Source organism: bacterium, from assembly GCA_017744355.1.
Lineage (GTDB): Bacteria > Cyanobacteriota > Sericytochromatia > S15B-MN24 > UBA4093 > JAGIBK01.
Genome location: JAGIBK010000001.1, coordinates 203,204 through 227,740 on the forward strand (window position 1 = coordinate 203,204; position 24,537 = coordinate 227,740).

The 24,537-nt window shown below is 67.5% G+C and carries 21 protein-coding genes; 9 read left to right on the forward strand and 12 right to left on the reverse strand.

Annotation, left to right across the window (positions count from 1 at the left end):
* Window position 1 precedes the first annotated feature (1 nt).
* The 3 genes from J7643_01020 to secA all read right to left on the reverse strand — a co-directional run bounded on the left by J7643_01020 (window position 2) and on the right by secA (window position 4,803).
* Window positions 2-1,024 (reverse strand): bifunctional hydroxymethylpyrimidine kinase/phosphomethylpyrimidine kinase, encoded by a 1,023-nt coding sequence (locus J7643_01020; GenBank protein ID MBO9539153.1) that lies wholly within the window; start codon window positions 1,022-1,024, stop codon window positions 2-4.
* A gap of 20 nt (window positions 1,025-1,044) precedes the next feature.
* Entirely contained in the window at window positions 1,045-2,085 is a 1,041-nt protein-coding gene (prfB, locus tag J7643_01025; GenBank protein ID MBO9539154.1) for a peptide chain release factor 2, read from the reverse strand.
* 117 nt (window positions 2,086-2,202) lie between these two features.
* Complete coding sequence (secA, locus tag J7643_01030) at window positions 2,203-4,803, reverse strand: preprotein translocase subunit SecA (protein MBO9539155.1); 2,601 nt, start codon at window positions 4,801-4,803, stop codon at window positions 2,203-2,205.
* A gap of 275 nt (window positions 4,804-5,078) precedes the next feature.
* Between secA and rpmE the strand changes: the two genes are divergently transcribed.
* The 6 genes from rpmE to J7643_01060 all read left to right on the forward strand — a co-directional run bounded on the left by rpmE (window position 5,079) and on the right by J7643_01060 (window position 11,170).
* Window positions 5,079-5,285, forward strand: a complete 207-nt coding sequence (rpmE, locus tag J7643_01035) for a 50S ribosomal protein L31 (GenBank protein ID MBO9539156.1) — start codon at window positions 5,079-5,081, stop codon at window positions 5,283-5,285.
* A 127-nt stretch (window positions 5,286-5,412) separates the two neighbouring features.
* Entirely contained in the window at window positions 5,413-7,773 is a 2,361-nt protein-coding gene (locus tag J7643_01040) for an arylsulfatase (protein ID MBO9539157.1), read from the forward strand.
* A 93-nt stretch (window positions 7,774-7,866) separates the two neighbouring features.
* On the forward strand, window positions 7,867-8,760 hold the full coding sequence (thyX, locus tag J7643_01045) for an FAD-dependent thymidylate synthase (protein MBO9539158.1): 894 nt from the start codon (window positions 7,867-7,869) through the stop codon (window positions 8,758-8,760).
* Window positions 8,760-9,119: a hypothetical protein gene (locus tag J7643_01050; GenBank protein ID MBO9539159.1), complete on the forward strand. Its 360-nt coding sequence runs from the start codon at window positions 8,760-8,762 to the stop codon at window positions 9,117-9,119. Before thyX ends, J7643_01050 begins: the two co-directional genes overlap by 1 nt.
* Before the next feature lie 38 nt (window positions 9,120-9,157).
* Window positions 9,158-10,411 (forward strand): HD-GYP domain-containing protein, encoded by a 1,254-nt coding sequence (locus tag J7643_01055; GenBank protein ID MBO9539160.1) that lies wholly within the window; start codon window positions 9,158-9,160, stop codon window positions 10,409-10,411.
* 12 nt (window positions 10,412-10,423) lie between these two features.
* Complete coding sequence (locus tag J7643_01060; GenBank protein MBO9539161.1) at window positions 10,424-11,170, forward strand: 16S rRNA (uracil(1498)-N(3))-methyltransferase; 747 nt, start codon at window positions 10,424-10,426, stop codon at window positions 11,168-11,170.
* Window position 11,171: 1 nt separating this feature from the next.
* Here J7643_01060 and J7643_01065 read toward each other — a convergent pair whose 3' ends face one another.
* The 5 genes from J7643_01065 to rapZ form a co-directional block, all read right to left on the reverse strand.
* Entirely contained in the window at window positions 11,172-12,599 is a 1,428-nt protein-coding gene (locus J7643_01065) for a tetratricopeptide repeat protein (protein MBO9539162.1), read from the reverse strand.
* Window positions 12,600-12,606: 7 nt separating this feature from the next.
* A complete protein-coding gene (locus J7643_01070) occupies window positions 12,607-14,088 on the reverse strand; it encodes a tetratricopeptide repeat protein (protein MBO9539163.1) in 1,482 nt (493 codons plus the stop codon).
* A 92-nt stretch (window positions 14,089-14,180) separates the two neighbouring features.
* Complete coding sequence (gene whiA, locus J7643_01075) at window positions 14,181-15,092, reverse strand: DNA-binding protein WhiA (protein MBO9539164.1); 912 nt, start codon at window positions 15,090-15,092, stop codon at window positions 14,181-14,183.
* The gene (locus J7643_01080; GenBank protein MBO9539165.1) at window positions 15,089-16,405 is read right to left on the reverse strand and encodes a YvcK family protein; all 1,317 of its coding nucleotides are present in this window, start codon (window positions 16,403-16,405) and stop codon (window positions 15,089-15,091) included. The genes whiA and J7643_01080 overlap by 4 nt, the downstream gene beginning before the upstream one ends.
* Window positions 16,406-16,412: 7 nt before the next feature.
* On the reverse strand, window positions 16,413-17,321 hold the full coding sequence (rapZ, locus tag J7643_01085; protein ID MBO9539166.1) for an RNase adapter RapZ: 909 nt from the start codon (window positions 17,319-17,321) through the stop codon (window positions 16,413-16,415).
* Window positions 17,322-17,483: 162 nt separating this feature from the next.
* On the opposite strand from rapZ, the gene J7643_01090 reads away from it, so the two are divergent.
* A complete protein-coding gene (locus J7643_01090) occupies window positions 17,484-18,278 on the forward strand; it encodes an HAD family phosphatase (GenBank protein ID MBO9539167.1) in 795 nt (264 codons plus the stop codon).
* Here the strand turns inward: J7643_01090 and J7643_01095 are convergent.
* The gene (locus J7643_01095; GenBank protein ID MBO9539168.1) at window positions 18,275-19,552 is read right to left on the reverse strand and encodes a S8 family serine peptidase; all 1,278 of its coding nucleotides are present in this window, start codon (window positions 19,550-19,552) and stop codon (window positions 18,275-18,277) included. The two genes, J7643_01090 and J7643_01095, sit on opposite strands and share 4 nt — an antisense overlap.
* A 24-nt stretch (window positions 19,553-19,576) precedes the next feature.
* Window positions 19,577-20,863: a DEAD/DEAH box helicase gene (locus J7643_01100; protein ID MBO9539169.1), complete on the reverse strand. Its 1,287-nt coding sequence runs from the start codon at window positions 20,861-20,863 to the stop codon at window positions 19,577-19,579.
* A gap of 170 nt (window positions 20,864-21,033) precedes the next feature.
* Here J7643_01100 and motA point away from each other — a divergent pair, with 170 nt between their 5' ends.
* Both motA and J7643_01110 read left to right on the forward strand, forming a co-directional pair.
* Window positions 21,034-21,921 (forward strand): flagellar motor stator protein MotA, encoded by an 888-nt coding sequence (gene motA, locus J7643_01105; GenBank protein MBO9539170.1) that lies wholly within the window; start codon window positions 21,034-21,036, stop codon window positions 21,919-21,921.
* A gap of 3 nt (window positions 21,922-21,924) precedes the next feature.
* Complete coding sequence (locus tag J7643_01110) at window positions 21,925-22,671, forward strand: OmpA family protein (protein ID MBO9539171.1); 747 nt, start codon at window positions 21,925-21,927, stop codon at window positions 22,669-22,671.
* 64 nt (window positions 22,672-22,735) lie between these two features.
* Here the strand turns inward: J7643_01110 and J7643_01115 are convergent, their stop codons facing one another.
* Together J7643_01115 and J7643_01120 are read right to left on the reverse strand one after the other, a co-directional pair.
* Window positions 22,736-23,638 (reverse strand): metallophosphoesterase, encoded by a 903-nt coding sequence (locus J7643_01115; GenBank protein ID MBO9539172.1) that lies wholly within the window; start codon window positions 23,636-23,638, stop codon window positions 22,736-22,738.
* Between the two features lie 50 nt (window positions 23,639-23,688).
* The gene (locus J7643_01120; protein ID MBO9539173.1) at window positions 23,689-24,510 is read right to left on the reverse strand and encodes a hypothetical protein; all 822 of its coding nucleotides are present in this window, start codon (window positions 24,508-24,510) and stop codon (window positions 23,689-23,691) included.
* Window positions 24,511-24,537: the final 27 nt, after the last annotated feature.

The window sequence follows — 24,537 nt, forward strand, 5'->3', positions numbered from 1 at the left end:
CTTACCCCAGTACCAGGGCTTCGGGGGGATTCTTGGACCAGGTCTCCATCAGCTCGGAAACCGAGGTGGTCGCGGTCCCGAAGCGGCGCACGACGATGGAGGCGGCGAGGTTCGCGAGGATGGTCGCCTCGAGCGGCGAAGCGCCGCCCGCCAGGGCCAGGGTGAGGGTGCCCACGACCGTATCCCCGGCGCCGGTCACGTCGAAGACCTCGTGGCGGTTGAAGGCCGGAATCTGGTGCAGGCTACCGTCCGCGCCGAAGAGGGCGATGCCGTTGGCGCCGCGGGTGATGAGCACGTGTTGAGCGCCCGTCTCGGCCAGGAGGATCTGGCCGGCCTTGCGCAGGCTCGCCTCGTCGGTGATGGCGAAGCCCACGACCGCCTCGGCCTCGGGCTGGTTGGGGGTGAGCGCCGCGACCCCGTTGAAGAGGCGCAGGTCGCACTGGGCGTCGACCGTCACGAGCTTGCCGTGCGCGCGGCAGAGCTCGAGGGTCCGCTCGATCACCTTGGGGGTGAAGAGGCCGTTGCCGTACTCGGAGACGAGCACCCCGTCCACGTGCGGGATCCGGGCCTCGAGGGCCTCGATCACCCGGGCCTCGATGGCCGCGTCGATGGGGTCGCGGCTCTCGCGGTCGACCCGGACGATCTGCTGGGTGACCGACTGCTGGGACGAGGCCGAGATGCGGGTCTTGGTGGTGGTGGGACGGCTGGGGTCGATCACCACGTGCGTCGCGTCGATCCCGCGCTCGTCGAAGGCCTGGCGCAGGGAGACGCCCGACGGGTCGTCACCGAACAGGCCGATCACCTCCACCTGGCCCCCGAGGCTCGCCATGTTGGCGGCGGCGTTGGCCGCCCCGCCCGGCACCACGTCGGTGTGCTGGTGGTAGAGGATGAGGACCGGGGCCTCGCGCGAGATGCGGCCGACCTGGCCGGTCAGGAACTCGTCGGCGATGAGATCGCCGACCACGAGCACCCGGGTTTTCGCGAAGGACTGGGTGAGACGCTGGAGGGTATCCGAGTTGAGCATGCGGGTGGTTTTCTTTCCTGTTACTCTTCGACGCCGACGGCGGTCGCCCACTGACCGCTCGCCTTGGCACGCAGGTAGGCCTCGATGAAGCCGTCGAGGTCGCCGTCCATGACGCCCTGCACCTGACCGACTTCATACCCCGTCCGGTGGTCCTTGACCATCTGGTAGGGGTGGAAGACGTAGGAGCGGATCTGGTTGCCCCACGACGCCTCGCTGTAGCCGCCCTTGATATCCGCCAGGCGCTTGGCCTGCTCGGCGAGCATGCGCTCGTAGAGCTTGGCCTTGAGGATGCGCATGGCGGTCTCGCGGTTCTGGTGCTGGCTGCGCTCGTTCTGGCAGGCCACCACGATGCCGCTTGGCAGGTGGGTGATGCGAACGGCGGTTTCGACCTTGTTGACGTTCTGGCCGCCGGCGCCGCCCGAGCGGAAGGTGTCGATCTTGAGGTCCACCGGGTTGATCTCGACGTCGGTGGCCTGGTCTGCGAGCTCGGGGGTGACCTCGAGGGCGGCGAAGGACGTCTGGCGCTTGCCGTTGGAGTTGAAGGGCGAGATGCGCACCAGGCGATGGACGCCCTTCTCGGCCGACATGCGGCCGTAGGCGTAGGGGCCCGTCATGATGATGGTCGCGCTCTTGATCCCCGCCTCTTCGCCCTCGGACAGGTCGACCAGTTCGACCTTGTAGCCCTTGGACTCGGCCCAGCGGGTGTACATGCGCAGCAGCATCTGGGCCCAGTCCTGGGAGTCGGTGCCGCCTGCGCCGGCGTTGATCGAGACGATGGCAGGCGCCTGGTCGTACTCGCCGCCGAGCATCTGCTCCATCTCCCAGTCGCCCAGGGTGCTGCGGATCCGCCCGAGACCCTGCTCGACCTCGGGCAGGACCGAGAGGTCCCCTAATTCGAGGCCCATCTCGATGAGGACCGCAAGGTCCGAGCTGAGGGTCTCCCAGAGCTCCAGGCGCTCGACCTGGTTGCGGATCATGGTGAGGGTCTGCATGGTCGCCTGGGCGGTTTTGGCATCATTCCAGAAGTCGGGGGAGGCCGCCTCGGCCTCGAGCCCCGCCATCCGACTCTTCAGTCGGTCTGGGTCAAAGATGCCTCCTTGCTTCGGCGATACGGTGGCTGAGCGATTCGAGCTCGGTCCGGCATTCTTGAAGCGTCACGGTGGGTTCCTTCTCGTTGGTTACGCGTTCTTGCTCTCTTCGGCCGCCGGGTCGTAGGCTTCGACCCCGTCCGGGCCCTGGAGGACCATGTTGTGGATGTGCATGGGCTCCGGCTGCGGCATGTCGTAGACCACCTGGACGTGGAAGACCTGGCGGACGATGTCGTGCTGGATGGCGCCGAGCAGGTTCTGGAACAGCTCGTAGGCCTCGCGCTTGTACTCCTGCAGCGGGTCCTTCTGGCCGTAGGCACGCAGGCCGATGCCGTCGCGCAGGGCGTCGATGTCGTGCAGGTGCTCGATCCACTTCTGGTCGAAGACCCGCAAGAGCAGCATCCGCTCGATCTGGCGCAGCATCTCGGGCTGCATGGTGGCTTCCTTGGCCTCGTAGGCGGCGATCGCCGCATCCGTCAGGTGCTGCTTGATGGCCTCGGGGCTGACCAGCTCTTCGATCTCGGCCTGGGGGATGGCCCCCATCAGCGGGATGTAATCGGCCATGCCCTGCATGAGGCCCTGGAAGTCCCACTCGTCGCGCTGGAGCTGGGGGTTGGTGAACTGGTCGCAGAGATCCGAGACCACGCGCTTGATCATCCCGAGGACGTTCTCGCGCATGTCGGCGCCCTCGAGCACCTTGCGCCGCTCGGCGTAGATAATCTCGCGCTGCTTGTTCATGACGTCGTCGTACTCGAGGACCTGCTTACGGATGTTGAAGTGGTAGACCTCGACCTTGCGCTGGGCGCCCTCGATGGCGCGGGTAACCAGGCCGTGCTCGATGGCCTCCTCTTCGGGAACGTTGAGGCGGTCCATCATCTTGGAGATGCGATCGCCGCCGAACAGGCGCATGAGGTCGTCTTCGAGCGACAGGAAGAAGCGGGTGGTGCCCACGTCGCCCTGACGGCCTGCGCGGCCGCGCAGCTGGTTGTCGATGCGGCGGCTCTCGTGGCGCTCGGTGCCGATGATGTGCAGGCCGCCCGCCTGGATGACCTGGGCCTTCTCGTCGGCGCAGACGCGGGTGGCCTCCTCGCGGGCCTTGATAACGGCCTCGGCGGGAGCCTGGGTCGGGTCCTCGTAGCCGGCGGCCACCAGCAGCTCGCCGGTCAGCCCCTCGGGGTTGCCGCCGAGGATGATGTCGGTCCCGCGGCCCGCCATGTTGGTGGCGATGGTGATGCCGCCCGCGCGGCCCGCCTGGGCGACGATCTTGGCTTCCTGCTCGTGGAACTTGGCGTTCAGGACGCTGTGGGGCAGGCCCCGCTCCTTGAGGATGCTCGACAGGAACTCGCTCTTCTCGATGGACACGGTGCCGACGAGCGTCGGGCGACCGGCCTTGTGCATCTCGGCGATCTCGTCGGCCACCGCGTTGAACTTGGCGTTGACGGTCTTGTAGACGACGTCCGAGAGGTCCCGGCGCTGGATGGGGCGGTTGGTCGGGATGATCGAGACTTCGAGGTTGTAGATCTTGCCGAACTCGGCCTCTTCGGTGGCCGCGGTGCCCGTCATGCCCGAGAGCTTGTCGTACATGCGGAAGTAGTTCTGGAAGGTGATGGTGGCGAGCGTCTGGGTCTCGTCCTGGATGGGCACGCCTTCCTTGGCCTCGATGGACTGGTGGAGGCCGTCCGAGTAGCGGCGGCCGACCATCAGGCGGCCGGTGAACTCGTCGACGATCACGACCTCGTGCTGGCCGTTCTCGGGGTTGACCCGGACCACGTACTCGCGATCGCGCAGGTAGATCTCACGCGCCTTGAGGGCGTTGATCAGCTGGTGGGCGAGCTCGGGGTTGTTGGCGTCGTAGAGGTCGCGCACGCCGATGAGCTTCTCGGCGTGGGTGATGCCGTCCTCGGTCAGGATGACGTTCTTGGCCTTCTCGTCGAGGGTGTAGTCCGCGTCGCGCTTGAGCTTGGGGGCGATGCGGGCGAGCTTCTCGTAGAGGTCCGCCGACTGCTCGAGCTGGCCCGAGATGATGAGCGGGGTACGGGCTTCGTCGATCAGGATCGAGTCGACCTCGTCGACGATGGCGTAGTGGAGCTTGCGCTGGACGCAGTCCTCGATGGTGCCCGCCATGTTGTCGCGCAGGTAGTCGAAGCCCAGCTCGTTGTTGGTGGCGTAGGTGATGTCGGCCCCGTAGGCCATGCGGCGCTGGTGCGGGTAGAGGTGGTGCTGGATCAGGCCGACGTCGAGGCCGAGGAAGCGGTGCAGCTGGCCCATCCACTCGCTGTCGCGCTTGGCGAGGTAGTCGTTGACGGTGACGACGTGGACGCCCTTGCCGGGCAGCGCGTTGAGGTAGGCCGGCAGGGTCGAGACCAGGGTCTTGCCCTCGCCCGTGCGCATCTCGGCGATCTGGCCCTTGTGGAGGATGATGCCGCCGATCATCTGGACGTCGAAGTGGCGCATCCCGAGCGCTCGCTTGCCAGCTTCGCGGACGGTGGCGAAGGCTTCGGGCAGGAGGCTGTCGAGGGGGGCGCCGTTGGCGAGCCGCTGGCGGAACTCGGCAGTCTTGCCCCGCAGTTCTTCGTCGCTGAGCTTGGCGATCTCCTCTTCGAGGCTATTGATCTTGAACAAGAGGGGCCGGATGGCCTTGATCTTGCGCTCGTTGGCGTCGCCCAGCAGTTTGCCCAGCAGCTTCATCATGGGGGTCTTGCTACCTCAGTTCGTGTTAGCGGTGGGGGCCGAAGCCCGGGGTCGGAGGCCGTGACGAGGCACGGTCAATGCGTCATTTTTCCAGAAACCCCAGTATATCACAAGCGGGCTTCCGAAGCCGTTGACCCGCGCCATTGGCGGGTGCTACCATAGGAGACCAGTTTTATCGGCGTTTTGTTCCGGGCCGTCCCCGCCGAGCGGTCCGCCAGGTTCGATGGTGTCCCCTCTTGGTGGGATACCGGGGCCTTATCCCAGTTGGAGAAACCATGAAAGCCGACATCCATCCCCAGTACAACGAGATCAACGTCACCTGCGTCTGCGGTAACCAGTTCAAGACCGGTTCCACCAAGAAGGAAATCCGCACCGAAATCTGCTCGGCCTGCCACCCCTTCTTCACCGGCACCCAGAAGATCGTCGACACCGAGGGCCGTGTCGAGCGCTTCATGAAGAAGTACAACCTCACCACCAAGTAAGCGACAATCTCGCTTCGGCGCTCCCCGAGAGGGGGGCGCCTTTTTTCATGCGCCCTGCCCTTTCGCGTGCTAGTCGCTTTGTCCCCGTCTAGGCCGATGCTAGGGTGGGCGCGCTCGGGCTCGAAGAATGGCGGGAGAGGGGACAATGGCCAAGGAGTTCAAAGGGCGCATCGCCCTGGACGTGCGCGATTCCAAGCCGGATTGGAGTGCTTACGAGCCCCCGAAGGCCCCGGACGGGGCGCCGAACGTGCTCTACATCGTGCTGGACGACACGGGCTTCGGGGCGCTCGAGATGTACGGTGGCCTGATCGAGATGCCGAACCTCAAGCGCATCTCCGACAACGGCCTGACCTACACCCAGTTTCACACCACGGCGCTGTGCTCGCCGACCCGTTCGTGCCTCTTGACCGGTCGCAACGCCACCAGCAACGGCATGGCCTGCATCACGGAGGGGGCCACCGGCTTCCCCGGCTCCAACGGCCACATCCCCTTTGAGAACGCCTTCATCTCGGAGGTGCTCCTGGAGCGGGGCTACAACACCTACGCCCTCGGGAAGTGGCACCTGACCCCGGACGAGGAGTGCAACATGGCCGGCACCAAGGTTCGCTGGCCCCTCGGGCGCGGCTTCGAGCGCTACTACGGCTTCCTCGGCGGCGAAACGGATCAGTGGCACCCCGACCTGGTCTACGACAACCACCCCGTCGAGCAACCCTACAGCCCGCAGGAGGGGTATCACTTTAGCAAGGACGTGGTGGACAAGGCGATCCGCTTCATTCGCGACGCCAAGGTCATCGCGCCAGAGAAGCCGTGGATGATGTACTTCTGCCCGGGGTGCGCCCATGCGCCTCACCAGGTCTGGAAGGACTGGGCGGACAAGTACGAGGGCAAGTTCGACATGGGGTACGAGGCGTACCGGGAGACCGTGCTCGCCAACCAGAAGAAGCGAGGGATCGTGCCCCAGAGCACCGAGTTGCCCCCCATCAACCCCTTCGCTGACGTGAGGGGCCCCGAGGGGCAGCCCTGGCCCGAGGGCGACACGGTACGCCCATGGGCGTCGCTCAGCGCGGACGAAAAGAAGCTCTTCTGCCGAATGGCCGAGGTGTACGCGGGGTATCTCTCGTACACGGACCATGAGATCGGGCGCTTGCTCGATTATCTCCAGGAGTCGGGCCAGCTCGAGAACACGCTCATCGTGGTTGTCTCGGACAACGGGGCGAGCGGGGAGGGCGGCCCCAACGGCTCGGTCAACGAGAACAAGTTCTTCAACGGGGTCCCCGACCGGATCGAGGAGAACCTGAAGGCCCTGGACGCCTTGGGCAGCGAGGCGACCTACAATCACTACCCGACCGGCTGGGCGATGGCCTTCAATACCCCCTTCAAGATGTTCAAGCGCTACGCGAGCTACGAGGGCGGCTCGGCGGACGCTTGCATCGTCTCGTGGCCCAAGGGCATCAAGGCGAAGGGCGAGCTGCGCGACCAGTACATCCATGCGGTCGACATCGTGCCCACCTTGTACGACTGCCTGGGCATCACGCCCCCCGAGTCGGTCAAGGGCTATCCCCAGGCCCCGATCGAGGGGGTGAGCTTCCGGGGGACCTTCGAGGACGCCGAGGCGCCGACCCCCAAGCAAGTCCAGTTCTACACCATGCTCGGCACGCGGGGCGTCTGGTACCAGGGGTGGCAGGCGAGCACCGTGCACCCGCCGACGCCCGCGAGCTGGGGGCACTTCGAGGCTGATCGCTGGGAGCTTTTCAACCTCCAGGAAGACCGCAACCAGATGAAGGACCTCGCCGAGCAGATGCCCGAGAAGCTGGAGCAGCTGAAGAACCTCTGGTCCATGCAGGCCGGCAAGTACCAGGGTCTGCCCCTCGACGATCGCTCGGCGGTCGAAATTCTTAGTGCGGAGAAGCCCGCACTTGCCAAGCCGCGGCGCACCTTCGTCTACTACCCGGACACCGAGGGAGTGCCCGAATCGGTCGTCGCGAGCATTCGGGGCCGGTCCTACAACATCGTGGCCGAAGTGACGCTGACCTCGCCCGAGGCCGAAGGCGTCCTCTTCGCCGAGGGAAGCCGCTTCGGTGGGCATACCCTGTTCCTCAAGGACGGCAGGCTTTGCTACATCTATAACTGGCTGGGCGAGCGCATCCAGAAGCTGGTCTCGGACGTCGAGGTCCCGATGAAGGCCACCCGCCTCGGCGTGAGGTTCCGCCTGGAGCAGCAGGATGCCCTCGGCTTCAAGGGCTGCGCGGCCCTCTACATCGACGATCGAAAGGTCGCCGAAGCCCCGATCCTGACCCAGGCGGCCAAGTTCGGCCTCTCGGGGGGCGTCTTGCTGGTGGGGCGGGCAGGGCCCGAAGCCGTCACGGACGACTACGCGGCACCCTTCCCCTTCAAGGGGGGCGTCCTCAAGCAGGTGGTCTTCGACCTGAGCGGGGAGAGGTACCGCGACTTCGAAAAGGAGCTTGCGGCCATGATGGCGCGGGACTGACGCCCGCCGCCTTCTCGGCGCCCCCTCGCGCGAGGGGGCGCCGCTCGCGATTTGAGCCTTGCCTGCGAGGCCGGCGAGCGATAGCATGGGGGCATGATGAACCAAGTCGCGACCGCACGTCCCGTCCCCACCCCCGAGCAGGTCCTCCAAGGCGAGCCGATTCCCGTCCTCGACCACGGCTATCTGCGCTACGTGGCCCACCTGGGCGACGACCTGACGCCCCTGGAGGCCGCCCGCATGAGCACGGGCAACCCCACCGGGGTGGACGAGGCCAAGGACGCCGCCACCCGCGACTTCCTGTGGCGCCACGCGCACGCCACCCCCTTCGAGATGGCCGTGCTCCAGATCGAGGTCCAGGTGCCGATCTTCGTGGCGCGCGAGTGGCACCGCCACCGCACCCAGAGCTTCAACGAGTTCTCGGGCCGCTACGCCGAGATGCCCGCCCTTTACTACCAGCCCTCGGTCGAGCGGGTGCAGGGCCAGTCGATGACCAACAAGCAGGCCTCGGGCGAGGCCCTGGATGATGCGGCCAAGCAGGCCTTCCTCGAATCGATCGCCGAGGATCAGGCCCTGGTGCGTGAGCACTACGAGGGCTACCTTGAGGCCGGGGTCGCCCGCGAGCTCGCCCGCATCAACCTGCCCCTCTCCCAGTACACCCGCTTCCGCGCCCAGGCCAACCTTCGCAACTGGCTGCACTTCCTCAACCTGCGCATGGCCCCGAACGCCCAGTACGAGATCCGGGTCTACGCCCAGGAGCTGGCGCGCCTCGTCCAGCGCCTCTGGCCCCAGACCTGGGCCGTCTTCGCCGAGCACACCCTCGAGGCTGCGACCCTCAGTAAGACCGAGCGCAACCTGATCATGGACCTGCTCTCGGACGCGCTCGGCGCCGGTGACGGCGCGGCGCTCGCCGCGGAGCTCTCGGCGCGGATCGGCGATCGCTTGCCTGCGAGCCGCAAGCGCGAGCTGCTCGCAAAGCTCGGCCTGTGATGCAGATTCCTGCCTTCCTGCTCAAGCAGATGTACCGCCAGGGCAGCCTCGCGAACCACGCCGAGGGCTTTCGCTTCGAGGTCCACAACCACATGATGAGCGCCACCATCGTGGGGATCGACGCGATCGCGGTGGGCGGCGAGCTCGCCCCGCTCGAAGGCCTCGAATTCTCGGCCCTCGGCGAGGTGCGCGGCGGCCACGCGATCTCAGAGCAGGCCCCGGTTCCCTTCGCCAAGGGCGTCACGGTGTCGGTCTCGGTGCGCGGCGAGCCGCTCGCCGAGGGCACCCATCACCTCACCTTCAAGGTCCGCACCGGCGAGTTCGGTCCGATCCACCTCGACGTGACCGATACGCTATAATCCTTGTTCGAGCCCCACGTCCTCGTGAGGAGCCCCGCGTGAGCGAACGGAAACTCATGCCCCAAGACCTGGCGCCCGGCATGGTCCTTGCCGAGCCGGTTTGCCATCCCTTCACGCGGCAGGTCATCTGGACGAGCGGCACGGCCCTCACCCAGCACCACATCATCCTGTTGCAGCGCATGGAGCTTCGGGCCGTCCGGGTCATCGACATGGAGGGGGCCCCCAAGGGTGGCGTCTCGCTTGAGGGCGAGGGCGAGGCGCTCCTTTCCAAGGCCGTGTCACCCGCCGAGGCCCCCAAGGATCCGCCCGTCCTGCGCTTCACCAAGCCCAGCGCCCACGGCGCCACCTCGACCAACCCCACCCAGCCGCCTCGCCCCGCCAAGGCCTCCGCGAGCGCGCCAGCGCCCAGGCCCAGCGCCAAGGGCACCCAGTTCAAGCCTCAGGCCATCCGCAACGAGGTCCTGGAGCGCAACGTCCAGACCATCAAGCACCTTCACAGCCAGGTCAAGCAGTCCAACCGCATCGACATCCAGAGCGTGGACCAGTCGGTGCAATCGACCATCCAGCGGATCGTCACTAACAAGGAGCTGCTCAATAGCCTGATCGACCTGCGGGTCTACGACGAGTACACCTACTCCCACTCTTCCAACGTCATGAGCCTCGCTTTGGTCGTGGGGGCGGCACTCGGCTACTCGCCCGAGCGCCTGCGCATCCTCGGGATCGGCGCCCTCTTGCACGACGTGGGCAAGGCCATGATCCCCGAGAGCATCCTGCACAAGCCAGGCAAGCTCACCGAGGAGGAGTTCAACATCATGGCCACCCACCCGGCCAACGGCATCATGCTGCTGTCGGGTTACGCCTGGGCGAATACCGAGATCAAAAACGTGGTCTTCCAGCACCACGAGAAGTTCGACGGCTCGGGCTACCCCATGAAGCTGAGCGGCACGGCCATTTCCGAGTTCGCCCGCATCGTCTCGGTGGTGGACGTCTACGACGCCCTCATCTCGGATCGCCCCTACAAGAAGGGCCTGCCCCCCAACGTGGTCTACCAGGCCATCATCAACGGCGCGGGCAACCACTTCGATCCGCGGATCGTCCAGGCCTTCGTCAAGTTCATCGTCCCCTATCCCGTCAACTGCTACGTGGAGCTCAACACGGGCCAGATCGCCCGGGTCGTGCGCGTGACGCGCCCGCACCTGATGCGGCCGCTCATCGAGCTGGAAGGTTCCCTCGTCGACCTCTCCAAGGACCCCCGCTTCACGATCGTCCACATGCACAAGCCCGCCCCCTGATCAGGACCTCTTATGCGCGACCTTCCCCGCTTCTTCCTGCCCCCTTCCCAGATCCAGGGCGATACCCTCGTGCTCCTGGATGAGGACGCCAACCACGCCGCCCGCGTTCTGCGCCTCAAGGAGGGCGATCCGCTCTACGCCCTCGACGGCAAGGGCACCCTCTTCCATGCCGAGGTGACGGCCCTCGACAAGCGCGCGGTGACTTGCCGCGTGACGGCCCAGGAGTCCGCAGGCGGGGAGCTCGGCGTGCAGCTGACCCTCGTGCAGGGCATGCCCAAGGGTGAGAAGTTCGAGTGGATCGTCCAGAAGGCCACCGAGCTCGGCGTCTCGCGGATCGTCCCGGTTTTGACCGAGCGCTCGGTGGTGAAGATCCAGGGTGACAAGGCCCAGGACAAGGTGCGCCGCTGGCAGGCGATCGCCAAGGAAGCGGCCGAGCAATGCGAGCGGGCCCTGGTCCCCACCGTCGAGGCGCCCATTCCCTTTCGCGCATGGCTTGCGGCTTCGCAGGCAGAGGCCGTGACGCGCCTGGCGTGCCTCGAGCGCGAGGGCAAGGTGCCGCTCGTGAAGGCCCTTGCTCAGCCGCGCGTGCCGGGTGCCGTCGAGTTGGTGGTGGGCCCCGAAGGCGGCTTCACCCCGAGCGAAGGCGAGGCCCTCGTGGCATCGGGGGCTATCGCCGTCAGCCTCGGCACCCGCATCCTGCGCACGGAAACGGCCAGCCTTGCGGCCCTGGCCATCGCGGGGGCGCTGTTCGAGGGGTGAGTTAGCGGGGTTTCGTCTTCTTGGGCGCCGGGTTTCCCGGCGCCTTTTGCTTGGCGGGCGCGGGGGCCTGCGCGCTTGCTTGCTCTGCGGCGCGCTTGGCCATCATGGAGGCGATGGATTCGTGGGAGCCGCCATCGACCGGGGGGCTGTTGTCGGGTTGCTTGCGGGCCTTGGCCATGAGCGAGGCCATCGCCTCGAGCGACGGGCGCAGCATCTGATCGAGGGCGCTGGTGAACTTTTCCTTGACCGTCTGGGGCTCGGTGCGCACGGGCAGCGGGGCCGCATGCGGGGTGGTGAGCGGCGCGGTGAAGGGCTGGGTCTTCTGGGGCTGGCGCGAGGCGAGGCTGAGGGTGCCCGCCGCGTGGTTCGTGAGCGGCGCGGTCGGCATGTGGGCCGGGGCGCGCTGCGGCAGGGTGCTGCGGTCGAGCTGGCGCGGCGGTTCGAAGTCGCGCGGCAGGTTGGTGAGGTCGATGGCAGCAGGGGCTGCGGGCTTGGCGCCGGCCTTGCCCTTCTTCTTGGGGGCGGCTGCCGGGGCAGCGCCTGTCCCGGCGCTCTCGGCGCCGAGCTTGGCGAGCGCATCGCTTGCGAGCTGCGCGTACTTGGGGAAGTGCAGGGTGCGCTGCCAGAGCTTGATCGCCTTTTCCTTCTCGCCCTGGCGATCGCAGAGGCGCGCGGCCGCCACGTACGCCATCTCGTTGTCCGGTGCCATGGCGATCACCGCCTCGAAGGCCTTGATCGCCTGGGGGAAGTCCTTGAGGTTGGCGAAAGAGCGTCCCAGCCCCTCGTAGACTTCGAGGGTCGGCTCCTGGAGCTGGAGCACCCGGCAGTACTCGTAAGCTGCCTGGCGAAAGTCATTGAGCCGCAGGGCGCAGTGGCCGAGGAGCAGGTGGACCGGTGCGAAGTCCTCCTGCTGCTGGATGATCAGAAAAGCCTGCGAGGTGGCGCGCTGCAGGTCGCCCGCGTCGTAGGCGGCCTGCGCCAGCTGGAAGCGGGCCGCCACGGCTTTGGGGTCGTTGCGCAGCGCCAGGTTGAGGGCCTTGGTCGCTTCGTCGTAACGGCCCTTGCTGCGGTGGATGGTGCCGATCAGGATGAAGGCGTCGGTCAGGGTGGGGTCGAGCGCGACGGCAGCCTTGAGCTCGTCGAGCGCTGCCTCGTGATCGCCCTGCTGGAAACGGGCCTCGCCCAGGTAGTACTGGTTCAAGGGGCTGGGCCTCAGGGTCATGGCTTGCTCGAGCGCTGCGACCGCTTCGGCGTAGGCGCCGGTGCGACTCTTGCTACGACCGAGCAGGGCCAGCGCCTGGGCCTGGATCCCGCTGTCCTCGGCCGTGACCTTGCCGAGTGCCGCAATGGCGTCGGGGTAGGCCTGGGCGTTGAAGGCGTCGGTCGCTGCTTTCAACAGGTCTCGGTTGCTTGGGGCGGGAGCTGCCATGTGCTACCTAGCCCTTCGGTTTGGGGCGGGGCGTCGTCGGCTTGGCAGGTCCCGGCTTGGCGGGCGCAGGCTTTGCGGGCGCCCCCGGGGCGCCCTTCAGGGATGGGCGCGCGGCGGCCTGCGGCGGCGTCGGCTGGACGGGCGGGATGGGCGCGCTCGGGGTTTTGCCCGGCTGGATCTTGGCGAGGAGCCCGGTCTTGACCTTGTTGACCATCTCGGGGTTGAGGCGGCCGGTCACGCTGCGGACCATGGCGTTCGCCGACTCTTGGACGCCCGAGAGGTCGATGGCGTCCTTGAGCGGGGTCTTGTCGATCAGGCGGTTGAGGCCGTCGAAGAGGTTGTCGAGCGGCGTGGTGGGGGACGCCGGCTGCGGCACCGGGCGCGGCGGCAAGGGGCCGGAGGTGCTCGTGGGGGTCTTGCCGAGCGGCGCGGTCTTGCTCGCGCCGATGACGCGGCCCGGCGCCTGGGTCGGCAGCGACTTGGGGAGCGTGGCGCGATCGATCATCTTGGGAGGCGAGAAGGAGACCGCCGGGCCCTTGGGCTTGGGAGCGCTCGCGACATCGGGCTTGGCGCCCTTGGCGCCCTTCTTGCCCTTCTTCTCGGCCTTTGGAGCCGGAGGCGCCTCGACGGGCAGCCCCAGCCGCACCAGGGCGTCGCCTGCGAGCTGCGCCGAGTTGGGGAAGCGCAAGAGCTGCCGGAAGTACTTGCCGGCCGTCTCCTTGTCGCCGTGGCGCTCGGCCAGGCGCGCCACCGCCGAGAGGGCGAGCTCGTTGCTCGGATCCATGTCGAGGGAGGCTTCGAACGCCTGGATGGCCTGGGGCAGGTCGTGCAAGTGCGCGAAGGCGCGGCCCAGCGACACGTAGACGGCGGCGTCGGGCCCGTTCAGCTCGAGCACACGGCAGAACTCGACGGCGGCCTGGCGGAAGTCGCTCAGCTTGAGGGAGATGTTGGCCAACAGCAGGTGCGCCGGGGCGAACTGTTCGGAGTGCTGTAACACCAGGTGGGCCTGGGAGGCGGCACGCTGCATGTCGCCCAGCTCGAAGGCGACCTGGGCGATCTGGTAGCGTGCCACAATCGCCTTGGGGTCGTTCTTGAGGGCCTTGTCGAAGCAGGGGACCGCTTCCTTGTAGCGGCCGGCCTCCTTGCGCACCACCCCGAGCAGGATGTAGGCGTCGGTCAGGGTCTCGTCCGACTGGGCGGCGTTGGAGAGGCACGACTCGGCCCCCTCGCGATCGCCCATCTGGTAGAGGCACTCGCCCAGGTGATAGAGGGTGCGCGCGCTCTGGCGGGTGTTGTAGGACTCCTCGAAGCAGAACCGCGCCTGGTCCAGCTGCTTGGTACGCGCGTAGGAGCGGCCCAGCATCAAGAGGGCCTGTGCATAGGCCGACGGGTCCTGGGCGGTGATGCGGCTGAGGGTGGCGATCGCCGTGGCGTCGTCGCCCGCCTCGAAGGCCGCATGGCCGGCTCTGAGAATCTCCTGGTTGGTCATCGAGCGTCTTATACCCTAAGCGTGGTGAGAAAAACTGTTTGGTCGAGCCGCCCAAGGCGGTCGGGCCGTCTACATCCCCGGTGGGGGAGGCGCTAATGCGTGGTCGAGGCATCCCCGCCGTCGGCTAGTTGCGCGATCTTGCGAAGGCGGTGGTTGATGGCCGACTTGGAGAGGGGCGGCGAGTGGAGCTCGGCCAATTGGGCGAGGCTTGCGAAGGGATTCTCGCGTCGGAGCTCGGCGGTCTCCACCAGCTCGGGCGGCAGCGCCTTGAGGCGGCCGGTGTTCTCGAGGGTCTCGATCCGGGCGATCTGCTCCTGGGCGGTCGAAACGGTCCGGTCCAGGTTCGCCGTCTCGCAGTTGACCGCGCGCTGGACGTTGTTTTTGAGGTCTCGGCTGATGAGCAGCTCTTCGAGGGCCAAGAGGGCGGGAACCGCGCCGACCAGAGTCAAGAAGGTGGCGATGTCCTCGCTCTTCTTCACGTAGGCGGTCCAGTGGGCATGGCCCGAGCGGCGGTAGTGCCCCGCCTTGACCCCTTCGTCCTGGAGGAGCACGACGATCCACGAGCTCAGCTCGCCGGTGGCAGTGAACTCCAGGTGGTACGCCCGCTCAGGGTTGACGATCGAGCCGCAGCCGAGGAAGGCCCCGCGCAAGAAGGCACGGCGGCAGCAGGCACGCCGGCGGATGGTGCGCTGCAAGTCGTCGAGGCTCATGACCCCGCCCAGCCCCTCGGCGGGGATGGGGAGTACCAGGCGGTAGTGAGTGCCGCGCTGCGAGGGGTCCGGGTCGTGCAGGTGAGGGGTGACGCCGAGTGCTTGCTTGGCGAGCTTGAAGAGGAGTCGCGCCACCCCTCCGTTTTCGAGCGAGACGATCAGCTGGCCCTCGGCGGCCTCGGAGGCGCAGACCGAGAGCAGCGCCAGCAGCAGGGCCTTCTGGCAGCAGGGGCGGTCGTTCTCGACCTGGGCGAGGTGGCTGCGCACCTCCTGGGAGAAGGTCGGCGCGCTCATAGCCACCCCTTGCTCTTGGCGGACCATTCGGCCTCGGTGGGGAAGGGCAGGATCTTCTCGCCCGATTCCTTGCGGGCCTTGAGGAGCCACTCCACGATGGCGCGCGCAAGCGCGGCGGGGTCGTGCCGGACCACGTCCCCCTCGTCGAGCAGGGGAGCGCTGAAGGCCTGGACGCCAAGGGCCTTGCAGGCCTCTCGGTCGAAGGCGACCGGGTGCTGGCCCTGGGCCTCGTACTTTTCGAGCAGGCGCTGGGGCAGCTCCTGGTTGGCCAGCACGTCCTGGATGATGTCGGGCCCGCCCAGGCGCTGGAGGGCGCGGACGTGATCCGCGACGGAGTAGCGATCGGTTTCGCCGGGCTGGGTCATGACGTTGCAGACGTACAGCCTGGGTGCCTTGCTCATGAGCAGGGCCTCCACGATCTCGGGGATGAGCAGGTTGGGGGCGAGGCTGGTGTAGAGGCTGCCGGGCCCGATGATGATGGCGTCCGCCTCCTGGATGGCGCGGATCGCCTCGGGCAGGGCCATCGGGGCCTCGGGCTCCGAGCGGACCATGGCGATGGGCACCGGGCTCGTCGAGATCTGCTGCTCGCCGCGGACCACCTCGCCACCTTCGAGGATGGCGACGAGCTCCATGGCTTCGAGGGTCGCGGGCAGCACCTGGCCGCGGACCGCAAGAACGCTGCTCGAGGCGCGGATGGCCTGCTCCAGATCGCCCGTGATGTCGGCCATGGCCGTGAGGAAGAGGTTGCCGAACGAGTGGCCCAAAAGCGAGCTGCCCGCCGTGAAGCGATAGTCGAAGAGCTTGGTGAGCAGCTCCTCTTCGCCGGCGAGAGCGGTGAGGCAGTGGCGCAGATCGCCGGGCGGCAGCACCCCCAGCTCCTCGCGCAGGCGGCCGCTGGAGCCCCCGTTGTCGGTCATGGCCACGATGGCGGTGATGTTGTCCGAGTAGGCCTTGAGCCCGCGCAGCAGGGTCGAGAGGCCGGTGCCGCCCCCGATGGCGACGAGCTTGGGCCCCCGGCGCACCCGCTGGCGGTGGAAGGCATCCACCAGGCGCGGCGGCGCGGGGTGCAGCACCCATACCACCTCGCGGATGAGGCGCCGGGCGCCGAGAAAGGCGATCACCGCCCCCAGGGCCAGGAGCGCAACCCCTTCGATGACGGTCGCCACGCGCGGCTCGCGCCCGCGCAGCTCCATGAGCACGAAGTAGGTCAGGAAGATCACCCCGGTGTTGCTCAGGAGAACCCCGAACAACGAAAGGGCGACCCAGCGCTTGATGCCGAGGCCCGGAGTGAGCCAGCGAAGCAGCTGCCGCATGGCCGTTTTAGGCGCCCGCGCGGGGCTGCGGCTCGGCGCCGTAGTAGTCGGGATGGCGCGAGATGTCGCGGTGCTCCTCGATGACCGGGGTCTCGCCCCGACGCAGGTACTCGGCCAGGTAGTGGGCGATCGCCACCGAGCGGTGGCGGCCGCCGGTGCAGCCGATGGCGATCGCCAGGTGGGTCTTGCCCTCCTTGCGGTAGTGGGGCACCAGGAACGAGGCCAGGTCGATGAAGCGCTCGAGGAACTCCAGGGTGACCGGGTGGCTCAGGACGAAGTCCTGGACCTTCTCGTCGAGGCCGGTGAAGGGCCTGAGGTCCGGGTCGTAGTGAGGGTTGGGCAAGAAGCGCACGTCGAAGACCAGGTCCGCGTCCATGGGCGGGCCGTACTTGAAGCCGAAGCTCTTGACCGTCACCTGCATGGAGCCGTCGACCTGATCGGTCTGGATGAAGCTCGCGATGAGCTTCTCCTTGAGCTGCTTGCCGGTCAGGTCCGAGGTGTCGATGATGACGTCGGCGGCCGCGCGGATCTCGGCGAGGCGATCGCGTTCCTGCTTGATCGAGTCGACGAGGGTGGCCTCGCCCCAGAGGGGATGACGCCGGCGGGTCTCGCTGAAGCGGGTCAGCAGGATGTTGTCCGAGGCTTCCAGGAAGACCACCGTGGTGGGGTAGCCCTTGGGCTTGATCTGCTCCAAGACGTTCGTCAGCTCGTCGAGGAAGCTGCCGCCGCGCGAGTCCATCACCACCGCGATCTGGTGCATGCTGGGATAGGTCAGCTCGATGAACTGGGGCAAGAGCGGCGGGATCAGGTTGTCCACGCAGAGGAAGCCCATGTCCTCGAAGCAGCGGATTGCGAGGCTCTTGCCCGCCCCGGAGAGGCCCGTGACGATGAAGATGGCGTTTTGACGGGCGCTCATGACGGGGGGACCTCCTGCCGAATGGACCGGCGGTGCGAGAAAGGGGCGGCTTTCGATTATATCACGCTGACCCGCTTTGCCTCGGACCCCTTGGCCCCTTTCGGCGTGGGCATCTGCTAGACTGTCATCGTCCTGCCCCGCGCCCGAGTAAGGAGTCTGCCCATGCGCCCGAAACTGATCGCCACCGACCTCGATGGGACCTTCATCGGGCGCGACCTCGAGGTCTCGGAGCGCAACCGGCGGGCCGTGGAGCTTGCCCACGAGGCCGGGGTCCACTTCGTGATGGCGACCGGGCGCATGTACCGCGCCACCCTGCCCTACGCCCGGGCCTGCGGGGTCAAGACCCCGCTCATCACCTACCAGGGGGCGCTGATCCGGGACCACCTCACCGAGGCGGACCTGTGGCACCGCACCATCCCCATGCCCCTCGCCCACGAGGCGCTCGAGTCGCTGAGGGCGTCGGGCTTCCATCTCAACTTGTACGTGGATGACGAGCTCATCGTCGAGCGCATGAGCCCCGAGGCCGAGCTCTACTCCAGCGTCTCGCGGGTCGTTCCCAAGGTGGTGCCCACCTTCGAGGAGGCCCTCACGACCGAGCCGACCAAGATCGTCGCGATCGCCGAGGCCGAGGCGGTCCAGAAGTGGGTGCCCGCCCTGCGCGAGCGCTTCGGCGAGCAGCTCTACGTCACCGAGTCGATCCCCATCTTCCTCGAGATCGCGAACCCCACCATCCGCAAGAGCGTCGCCCTCCAGCACGTGGCAGAACGCCTGGGGGTCTCGCGCGAGGAGATCGTGGCCTTCGGCGACGGCATGAACGACCTGGACATGCTGGAGTACGCGGGGCTCGGCGTGGCGATGGGCAACGCGCCCGACGCCGTCAAGGCCGTCGCCGATCGCGTCACCCACCACGTGCGCGAGGACGGGGTGGCCCGGGTGATCGAGGAGCTGTTGAGCTAGCGCTCGCGGGTGCTGGTCTGGATCGCTTCGAGCGCATCCACGCAACCGGCGCCGTACTGCTGATCCCAGCCGGCCGTACCCAGGTCGCGGGCGCTCGTGACGATCCACTTGCGCAGGGTCTTGGCCGAGGGCGGGCGCGAGGGGTGGATGAGCAGGGCCGCGAGGCCGCTCACGTGGGGGGCTGCGGCCGAAGTGCCGCCAAAGCGGCCGTAGCCGCCGATGGCGAGGGCGGGCACGTCGTCGGCAGGGGCCGTCACGGTCACGAACGCCCCATAGTTGGAGTAGCTCGCGCGCCGGTCGTTCCGGTCCAGGGCGCCCACCGCGATCAGGCCCTCGAAGCCGGGCTCCGAGCTCCAGCAGGCGGGATAGGTCTTGATCGGCCGATCTCCGATGTTGCCGGCCGCGGCCACGATCGCCACGTTGCGCTCGAGGGCGTATGTCACCGCGTCCTTGAGGGCCCGAAGGCCGCTTGCCGTCAGGCCGTCCTCACCCTCGGCGAAGCCCAGGCTCATGTTGAGGACGCTCGCCCCGTGATCGACCGCCCAGACGATGCCCGCCGCGGCGTCGGCCGCGCGCACTGCGCCGGTGTTCGAGACGTTGACCTTGACGGGCATCAGCCGCGCGTTGGGGGCGACCCCCGCGAGGCCCTCGCCGTTGTGGGTGGCGGCCGCCGCGATGCCCGCGACGGCGGTCCCGTGCCCCAGGTCGTCCTGGGGCACGCGGGTGGGGGCCGTGACGTTGTGGCCGCTCACGAGCTTGGGGGCGAGCTCCGGGTGCTTCAGGTCGCAGCCTGTGTCGATCACGGCGATGACCGCGTCCGTGGCGCCCTCGCGGATCTCCCAGGCGTCGGCGACCTTCATCCGCTGCATGTCCCACTGCTCGTCGAAGCCGGGGTCGTTCGGGATCGCGCGGGAGGGTGCCGCGTCGCTCAGGGTGCCGGTCACGTCCCGCTCGATGTAGCGCACGCCGCTTTGCCGCGAAAGGGCTGAGAGGTCTTGAGGCTTGGCGCCTTTCACCTGGTAGGTCGCAAGGCCCGTGGCGCCGAGGTGCCGTACCAGTTCGAGGCCGTGACGCTTGCCGATTTCGGCGGCTTGGGCGGCGCTCAGCGCGCCGAGGCCGACGTTGATGCGCACGATCCCCGCCTTCGAGGCGGCGAGCATGGCGTCGAAGCCTTCAGCGGCGGCCGGAAGACCCGTGCCCGCAAGCGGGGCCTGGCAGCCGGCGGCGCTCAGCGCGAGGACGGTCAGGAGCAAAAACGATCGACGACATTTCATGCATGAATTGTCGCCTGCTAGGGGTCAACGCTTGCGTCGATCCCTGCGATCGGGTCGATCCTCATGCCAGTCCAGATGGCGCGAGATCTTGGTCCTGGGCGGCTTCGCGGCAGGATTCTTGCTCGGAGTCTCGGGCGCCTCGAAGGCCTCGACGGGCGGCTTCCAAGGCCGGATGTGGTCGTCGCTGCCGGAACGGGGCGGAGCGATCTTGAGGGGTTCGAGCGGTATCCCGGTGCGCAGGCGCTTGAGGGCCTCGACCTCCTCGCGGTAGCTGAGGGTCACGGCCCGTCCCTCGCGCCCGGCACGGCCCGAGCGGCCCGCGCGGTGGACGTACTGGTCCACGTCGGGCGGCACGGCGTAGTTGACGACCAGATCGACCTCGGGGATGTCGAGCCCGCGCGAGGCCACGTCGGTGGCGACCAGGATCCGGTAGAGCCCGTCACGGAAGCGCGCCATGGTCTCGTTGCGGTTCGCCTGCGGCAAGTCACCGTTGAGGTAGGCGGCGGCGAGCCCCGCCTGGCGCAGGCGCATGGCCACGCGCTTGGTGTCTTCCTTGAGCCGAACGAAGACGATGGCTTGTCCCGGCTCCTCGCGCAGCAGTTTGGTCAGGATGGGCAGCTTGCCGTCCTTGGGAACCGCCACGTGATGGTGAGTCAGGGTCTTGGCGGTGGTGGCGGGCTGGAGGGGGGCCTTTTCCTCCGTCTTGCGCATGGTCGCTTCGGCGTAGGCTTGGACCTCGGGGCCGACCGTGGCCGAGACCAGGACGGTCTGGCGCTCGGTGGGCAGCGCCGCGAGGATTCCGTCCAGGTCGTGCTTGAAGCCGCGCAGCAGCATCTCGTCGGCCTCGTCGAGGACGACGGTACGGCAGTGCTTGAGCATCAAGGCGTCGCGTCGGACCAGGTCGTGCACCCGGCCGGGCGTCCCCACCAGTACGGCGATCCCCTTGTCGATGAGCTTGAGCTGGGGCTCGATGGCCTCGCCGCCGACCAGGGCATGGATCGCGGGGCGCCACTTGCGGGCGGCCTCGCGCAGCACGTCGCGCACCTGCAGCGCCAGCTCGCGGGTCGGCACCAGGATCATGGCCCGGGGGCGCAGGGGGGTGCCCGCGATGGCGTTCAGCAGGGGCAGGCCGTAGGCGAGAGTCTTGCCCGTGCCCGTCTCGGCCTGGATCACCGCGTCGTGGCCTTCGAGCTGGGAGGGGATGCTCGAGGCCTGGATGGGGGTGGGGCGCTCGAAACCGAGTCGCGCAAGGCCGCCGAGCAGCTCGGGCCTTAGGCCGAGCGCTTCGAAGCTCGGGGGGGACGGGGTCATGGAGGGCCTCCTCGCGAGGGTGATGGGCTGGGACCCCCATCTTAGGCGAATCTTCCGCAATTAAAAAGGTAGCTTTTGCGGATGAACGGGGTATAGGTGGACGGGCGCTCCCCTGCTTGTCATGGTGGCGGATTTTCGTTTCTATATCGATATTGTCGAGGTGATTCCAGGTGTTCGCGATTATCGGGCTGCTCATCGTCTTTGGCGCGGTCTTTGGAGGGTTCATGGCGGAGGGCGGCCCCCTCGTGGTCCTCTATCAGCCATACGAGCTCCTCATCATCGGCGGGGCGGCGCTCGGGGCGATGCTCTGCGCGACCCCGGCGCCGGTCCTCAAGCAGATCACCAAGGAGCTACCCACCGTCTTCGCCGGATCCAAGTACACCCGGGCGGCTTACGACGAGATCCTGGGCGCCATGTTCGCGATCTTCACCCGCGCCAAGCGCGAGGGCTTCCTGACGGTCGAAGCGGATCTGGCCGCCCCCCACGAGTCCGAGGCCTTCAGCGGCTTCCCGACCCTGCTGGCGAACCACCACGCCCTCGAGTTCCTGTGCGATTCCATGAAGCTCGCGATCAGCTACCAGGCGAAGCCCGAGCACATCGAGCTCGCGATGGACATCTACCTAGAGACCCACCACGAAGAGGGCGGCCTTGGCAGCGCCTCCTTGACCCGCGTCGCGGACGCCCTGCCCGGTCTGGGCATCGTGGCGGCGGTGCTCGGCATCATCATCGCCCTCCAGAGCCTTAGCGCTCCCCCCGAAGTCCTTGGCCACGCCATTTCGGCGGCGCTGGTCGGCACCTTCCTCGGCCTCTTGCTCTCCTACGGCATGATCCAGCCCATCGCCGCCAACATCGAGGGGCAAGCCAAGGAGAGCGCCCGCTACTTCCAGTGCATCCGCGAGGCCGTGGGGGCCTACTTCAGCGGCTGTGACCCCATCGTGGCCGTCGAGATCGGCCGCCAGGCCATCTACTCCTACAACCGCCCGACCGCCGAGCAGCTCGATGCCATCGTATCGGGGCGCTCGGGGGCGTCGGCTGAGGCCGCCGGGGTGGGGGCCTAATCAGTGGGGCGCAGACGCAAAGGCGGTCACGGCGGGCATCACGGGGGATCCTGGAAGGTCGCGTTGGCCGACTTCATGACGGCGATGATGGCCCTCTTTCTGGTGCTGTGGCTGACGGGCCTCAGCACCAAGGACCAGAAGAAGGGGATCGCCGAGTACTTCCGTGATCCCTCGATCTTCGGTCAGGGCAAGGGGGTCATGAAGGGGACGGAGGTGCCGGTCAACGCCACCATCATCGAGAACCCGCCCATCGGCATCCAGCCGATCCCCGACGTCATAGAGCCGCCGGCTTCGACCGAGAGCATCGCGGCCGAGATCCAGGAGGCCCTCTTGGAAGGCTCGCTCTGGCCCTTCCGTGACAGCATCCAGGTCAAAGAGACGCCCGAAGGGATCGAGCTTTCGGTGGTCGAGAAGGCGAAAGACGTCTTGTTCGACAGCGGCGCGCCTTCGCCGACCCCACGCACGGTCGACATCCTCAAGGCCATCTCCCGCGAGCTCAAGGGGGTCAGCAACCACATCATGATCGGCGGCCACACGGATGCCCATCCGCTGGCCCTCAGGAACGGCTACACCAACTGGGAGCTCTCGGCGGATCGCGCCAACAAGGCACGCAACATCCTGGAGTCCAACGGGGTGAACGCAAAGCGCATCTGGGCGGTGCGCGGCTTCGCCTCGACCCACCCCATCAACGAGAAGGATCCCTTCGCCAGCGAGAACCGGCGGATCTCGATCGTCATCCTCAAGAACTAAGCAGCCTCGACAAGCAGGAGGGCCGGTCGTATCGACCGGCCCTCCTGCTTGTCGCGTAGAGGTGCTAGGGGGTGAGCGCCCCTACCCGAGGCACCGTCACGGTGCCCCGTCGTGCGTAGGAGAGGCGGTTGAGCGCCAGGTGGCGCATGGCCGTCCCCCGGGCGCAGGCTCGATCGTCGTGCATGGGCAGTGGGACCTTGCGCCACTCGTAGCGGATCTCGTGGGCGTGCGCGTGGTGCTGAACGGTGAAGATCCGGTACTGGTGGGGGTGCTCCACCAGCGAGGGGCCCGTGAGCACCGTGGTCGAGGCGAAGGGGGTGCTGCTGCTCAGGTGGTAGTGTCCGCAGAGCATCAGGGGCGCGTGGGCGTGGGGGGCGATCGCCGCCTGAAGCCGCAGGCGGTCCCGCTCTTCGAACTTGAGCGCGCCCATCAGCGGATAGGGCGTGATCGGCGGGTGGTGGATGGCGAGGATCGCAAGCTCGTCGCGGCTCGCGGTAAGGGTCTCGTGGAGCCAGGCGGCCTGATGGCGCGAGAAGTGACCGCGCCAGGTCAGGTAGCGGTCGGAGCCGTTGTCGGTCGAGTCCAGCGCCACCAGCTTCACCCCTTCGGCAGGGCTGAGCGCGTAGTGGGGACGCATGCCGCTCAGGCCGTGGTCTCCGAGGCGGCGCATGATGAGCTCCTTGCGCGCGTGGACCTCGTCGCCCTCCACGTCGTGGTTGCCGAAGGCCGCGTAGAAGGGCATGTTCAGGCGTTCGAGGATGGCGCGCATGGCGTCGATCTCTTCAGGGACGCGGTCCGGGTAGTGGAAGAGGTCGCCGGTCAGCACGACGAAATCGACCTCTTGCGCGTTGAGATCGGCGACGGTCGCCTCCAGGACCGGCACACCCGTCGGGTAACGGTTCTGGCGCAGGGTCGTGAAGTGTAGATCCGTCAGGTGAGCAAAGCGGATTGGCTTGGTGTTCGGCATATGGGCCCTATACCCTTCGCGTGCATGAGGGATACCGATCGATCGGAAGTCTAGCTCCCCATGATCGTCATCAGCAAGAAGTAGCGATTCGAGAAGAGTTGCACATACCCGTAGGCGGTGCCCAGGTTGGGGATCCGCCCCCCTTTTCGCCAGGCCGGATACCAGACGTCCATGACCGTTCCGAACATGTCGTCTTGCTTCCAGCGGGACTTGAACTCGCGAGCGGCGAGCGTCAGGTTGAGGTGCGGGTCACGCTTGAGGCGCGCGACCCGCACCTCGAGGTCAGCGCCGAGCCAGGGATGGTCCTGGGCCTGGACCGAGGTGAGCCCAACGGCGACCAGCCCGCGTCGCCGGGTGTCCTGGTTGGTGTCGAAGTTGCTCTCGGTCCAGACGTAGGCCCCGAGGATCAAGGGGTCTATCTCTTGCTCGATGGCCACTTTCTCGATCAGGGCGCCGTAGCGCTGCCAGCCGATCATGCCTTCCTTGGCGGTCAGGCCCCAGCGGTCCTTGGCCGGAGTGAGCAGGTTGTAGGGGGTCAGCTGGTCGTGCCGCTTGTGGGGCAGGGCCTCGAGGGTCTGGTACAGGATCTCGACCTGGGCGCGGGGGACTCCCATCCGCCGAGCCAACACGTCCCAGGCGTCGTTACCCAAGGCGTCGCTGAGCTGCCAGACCTGCGCGGGACTGAGCCGGTAACGCCTGGCGACCTCGGCGAACTTCGTCCCCATGTCGCCGGCGAGTGCCTGGACCCGCTCATCGACGCTCGGCACGGCCGGGGCGGCGCGCCCCGGTCCCGGATGCAGCAGGCAGAGGCCAGCGAGTAGCCCCGCGATCGCACGCTTTCTCCCCCGCAAATGCGGCAACCCCTGAATCATGGCTCCTCCGTCGTCGCCAAGCTCAGG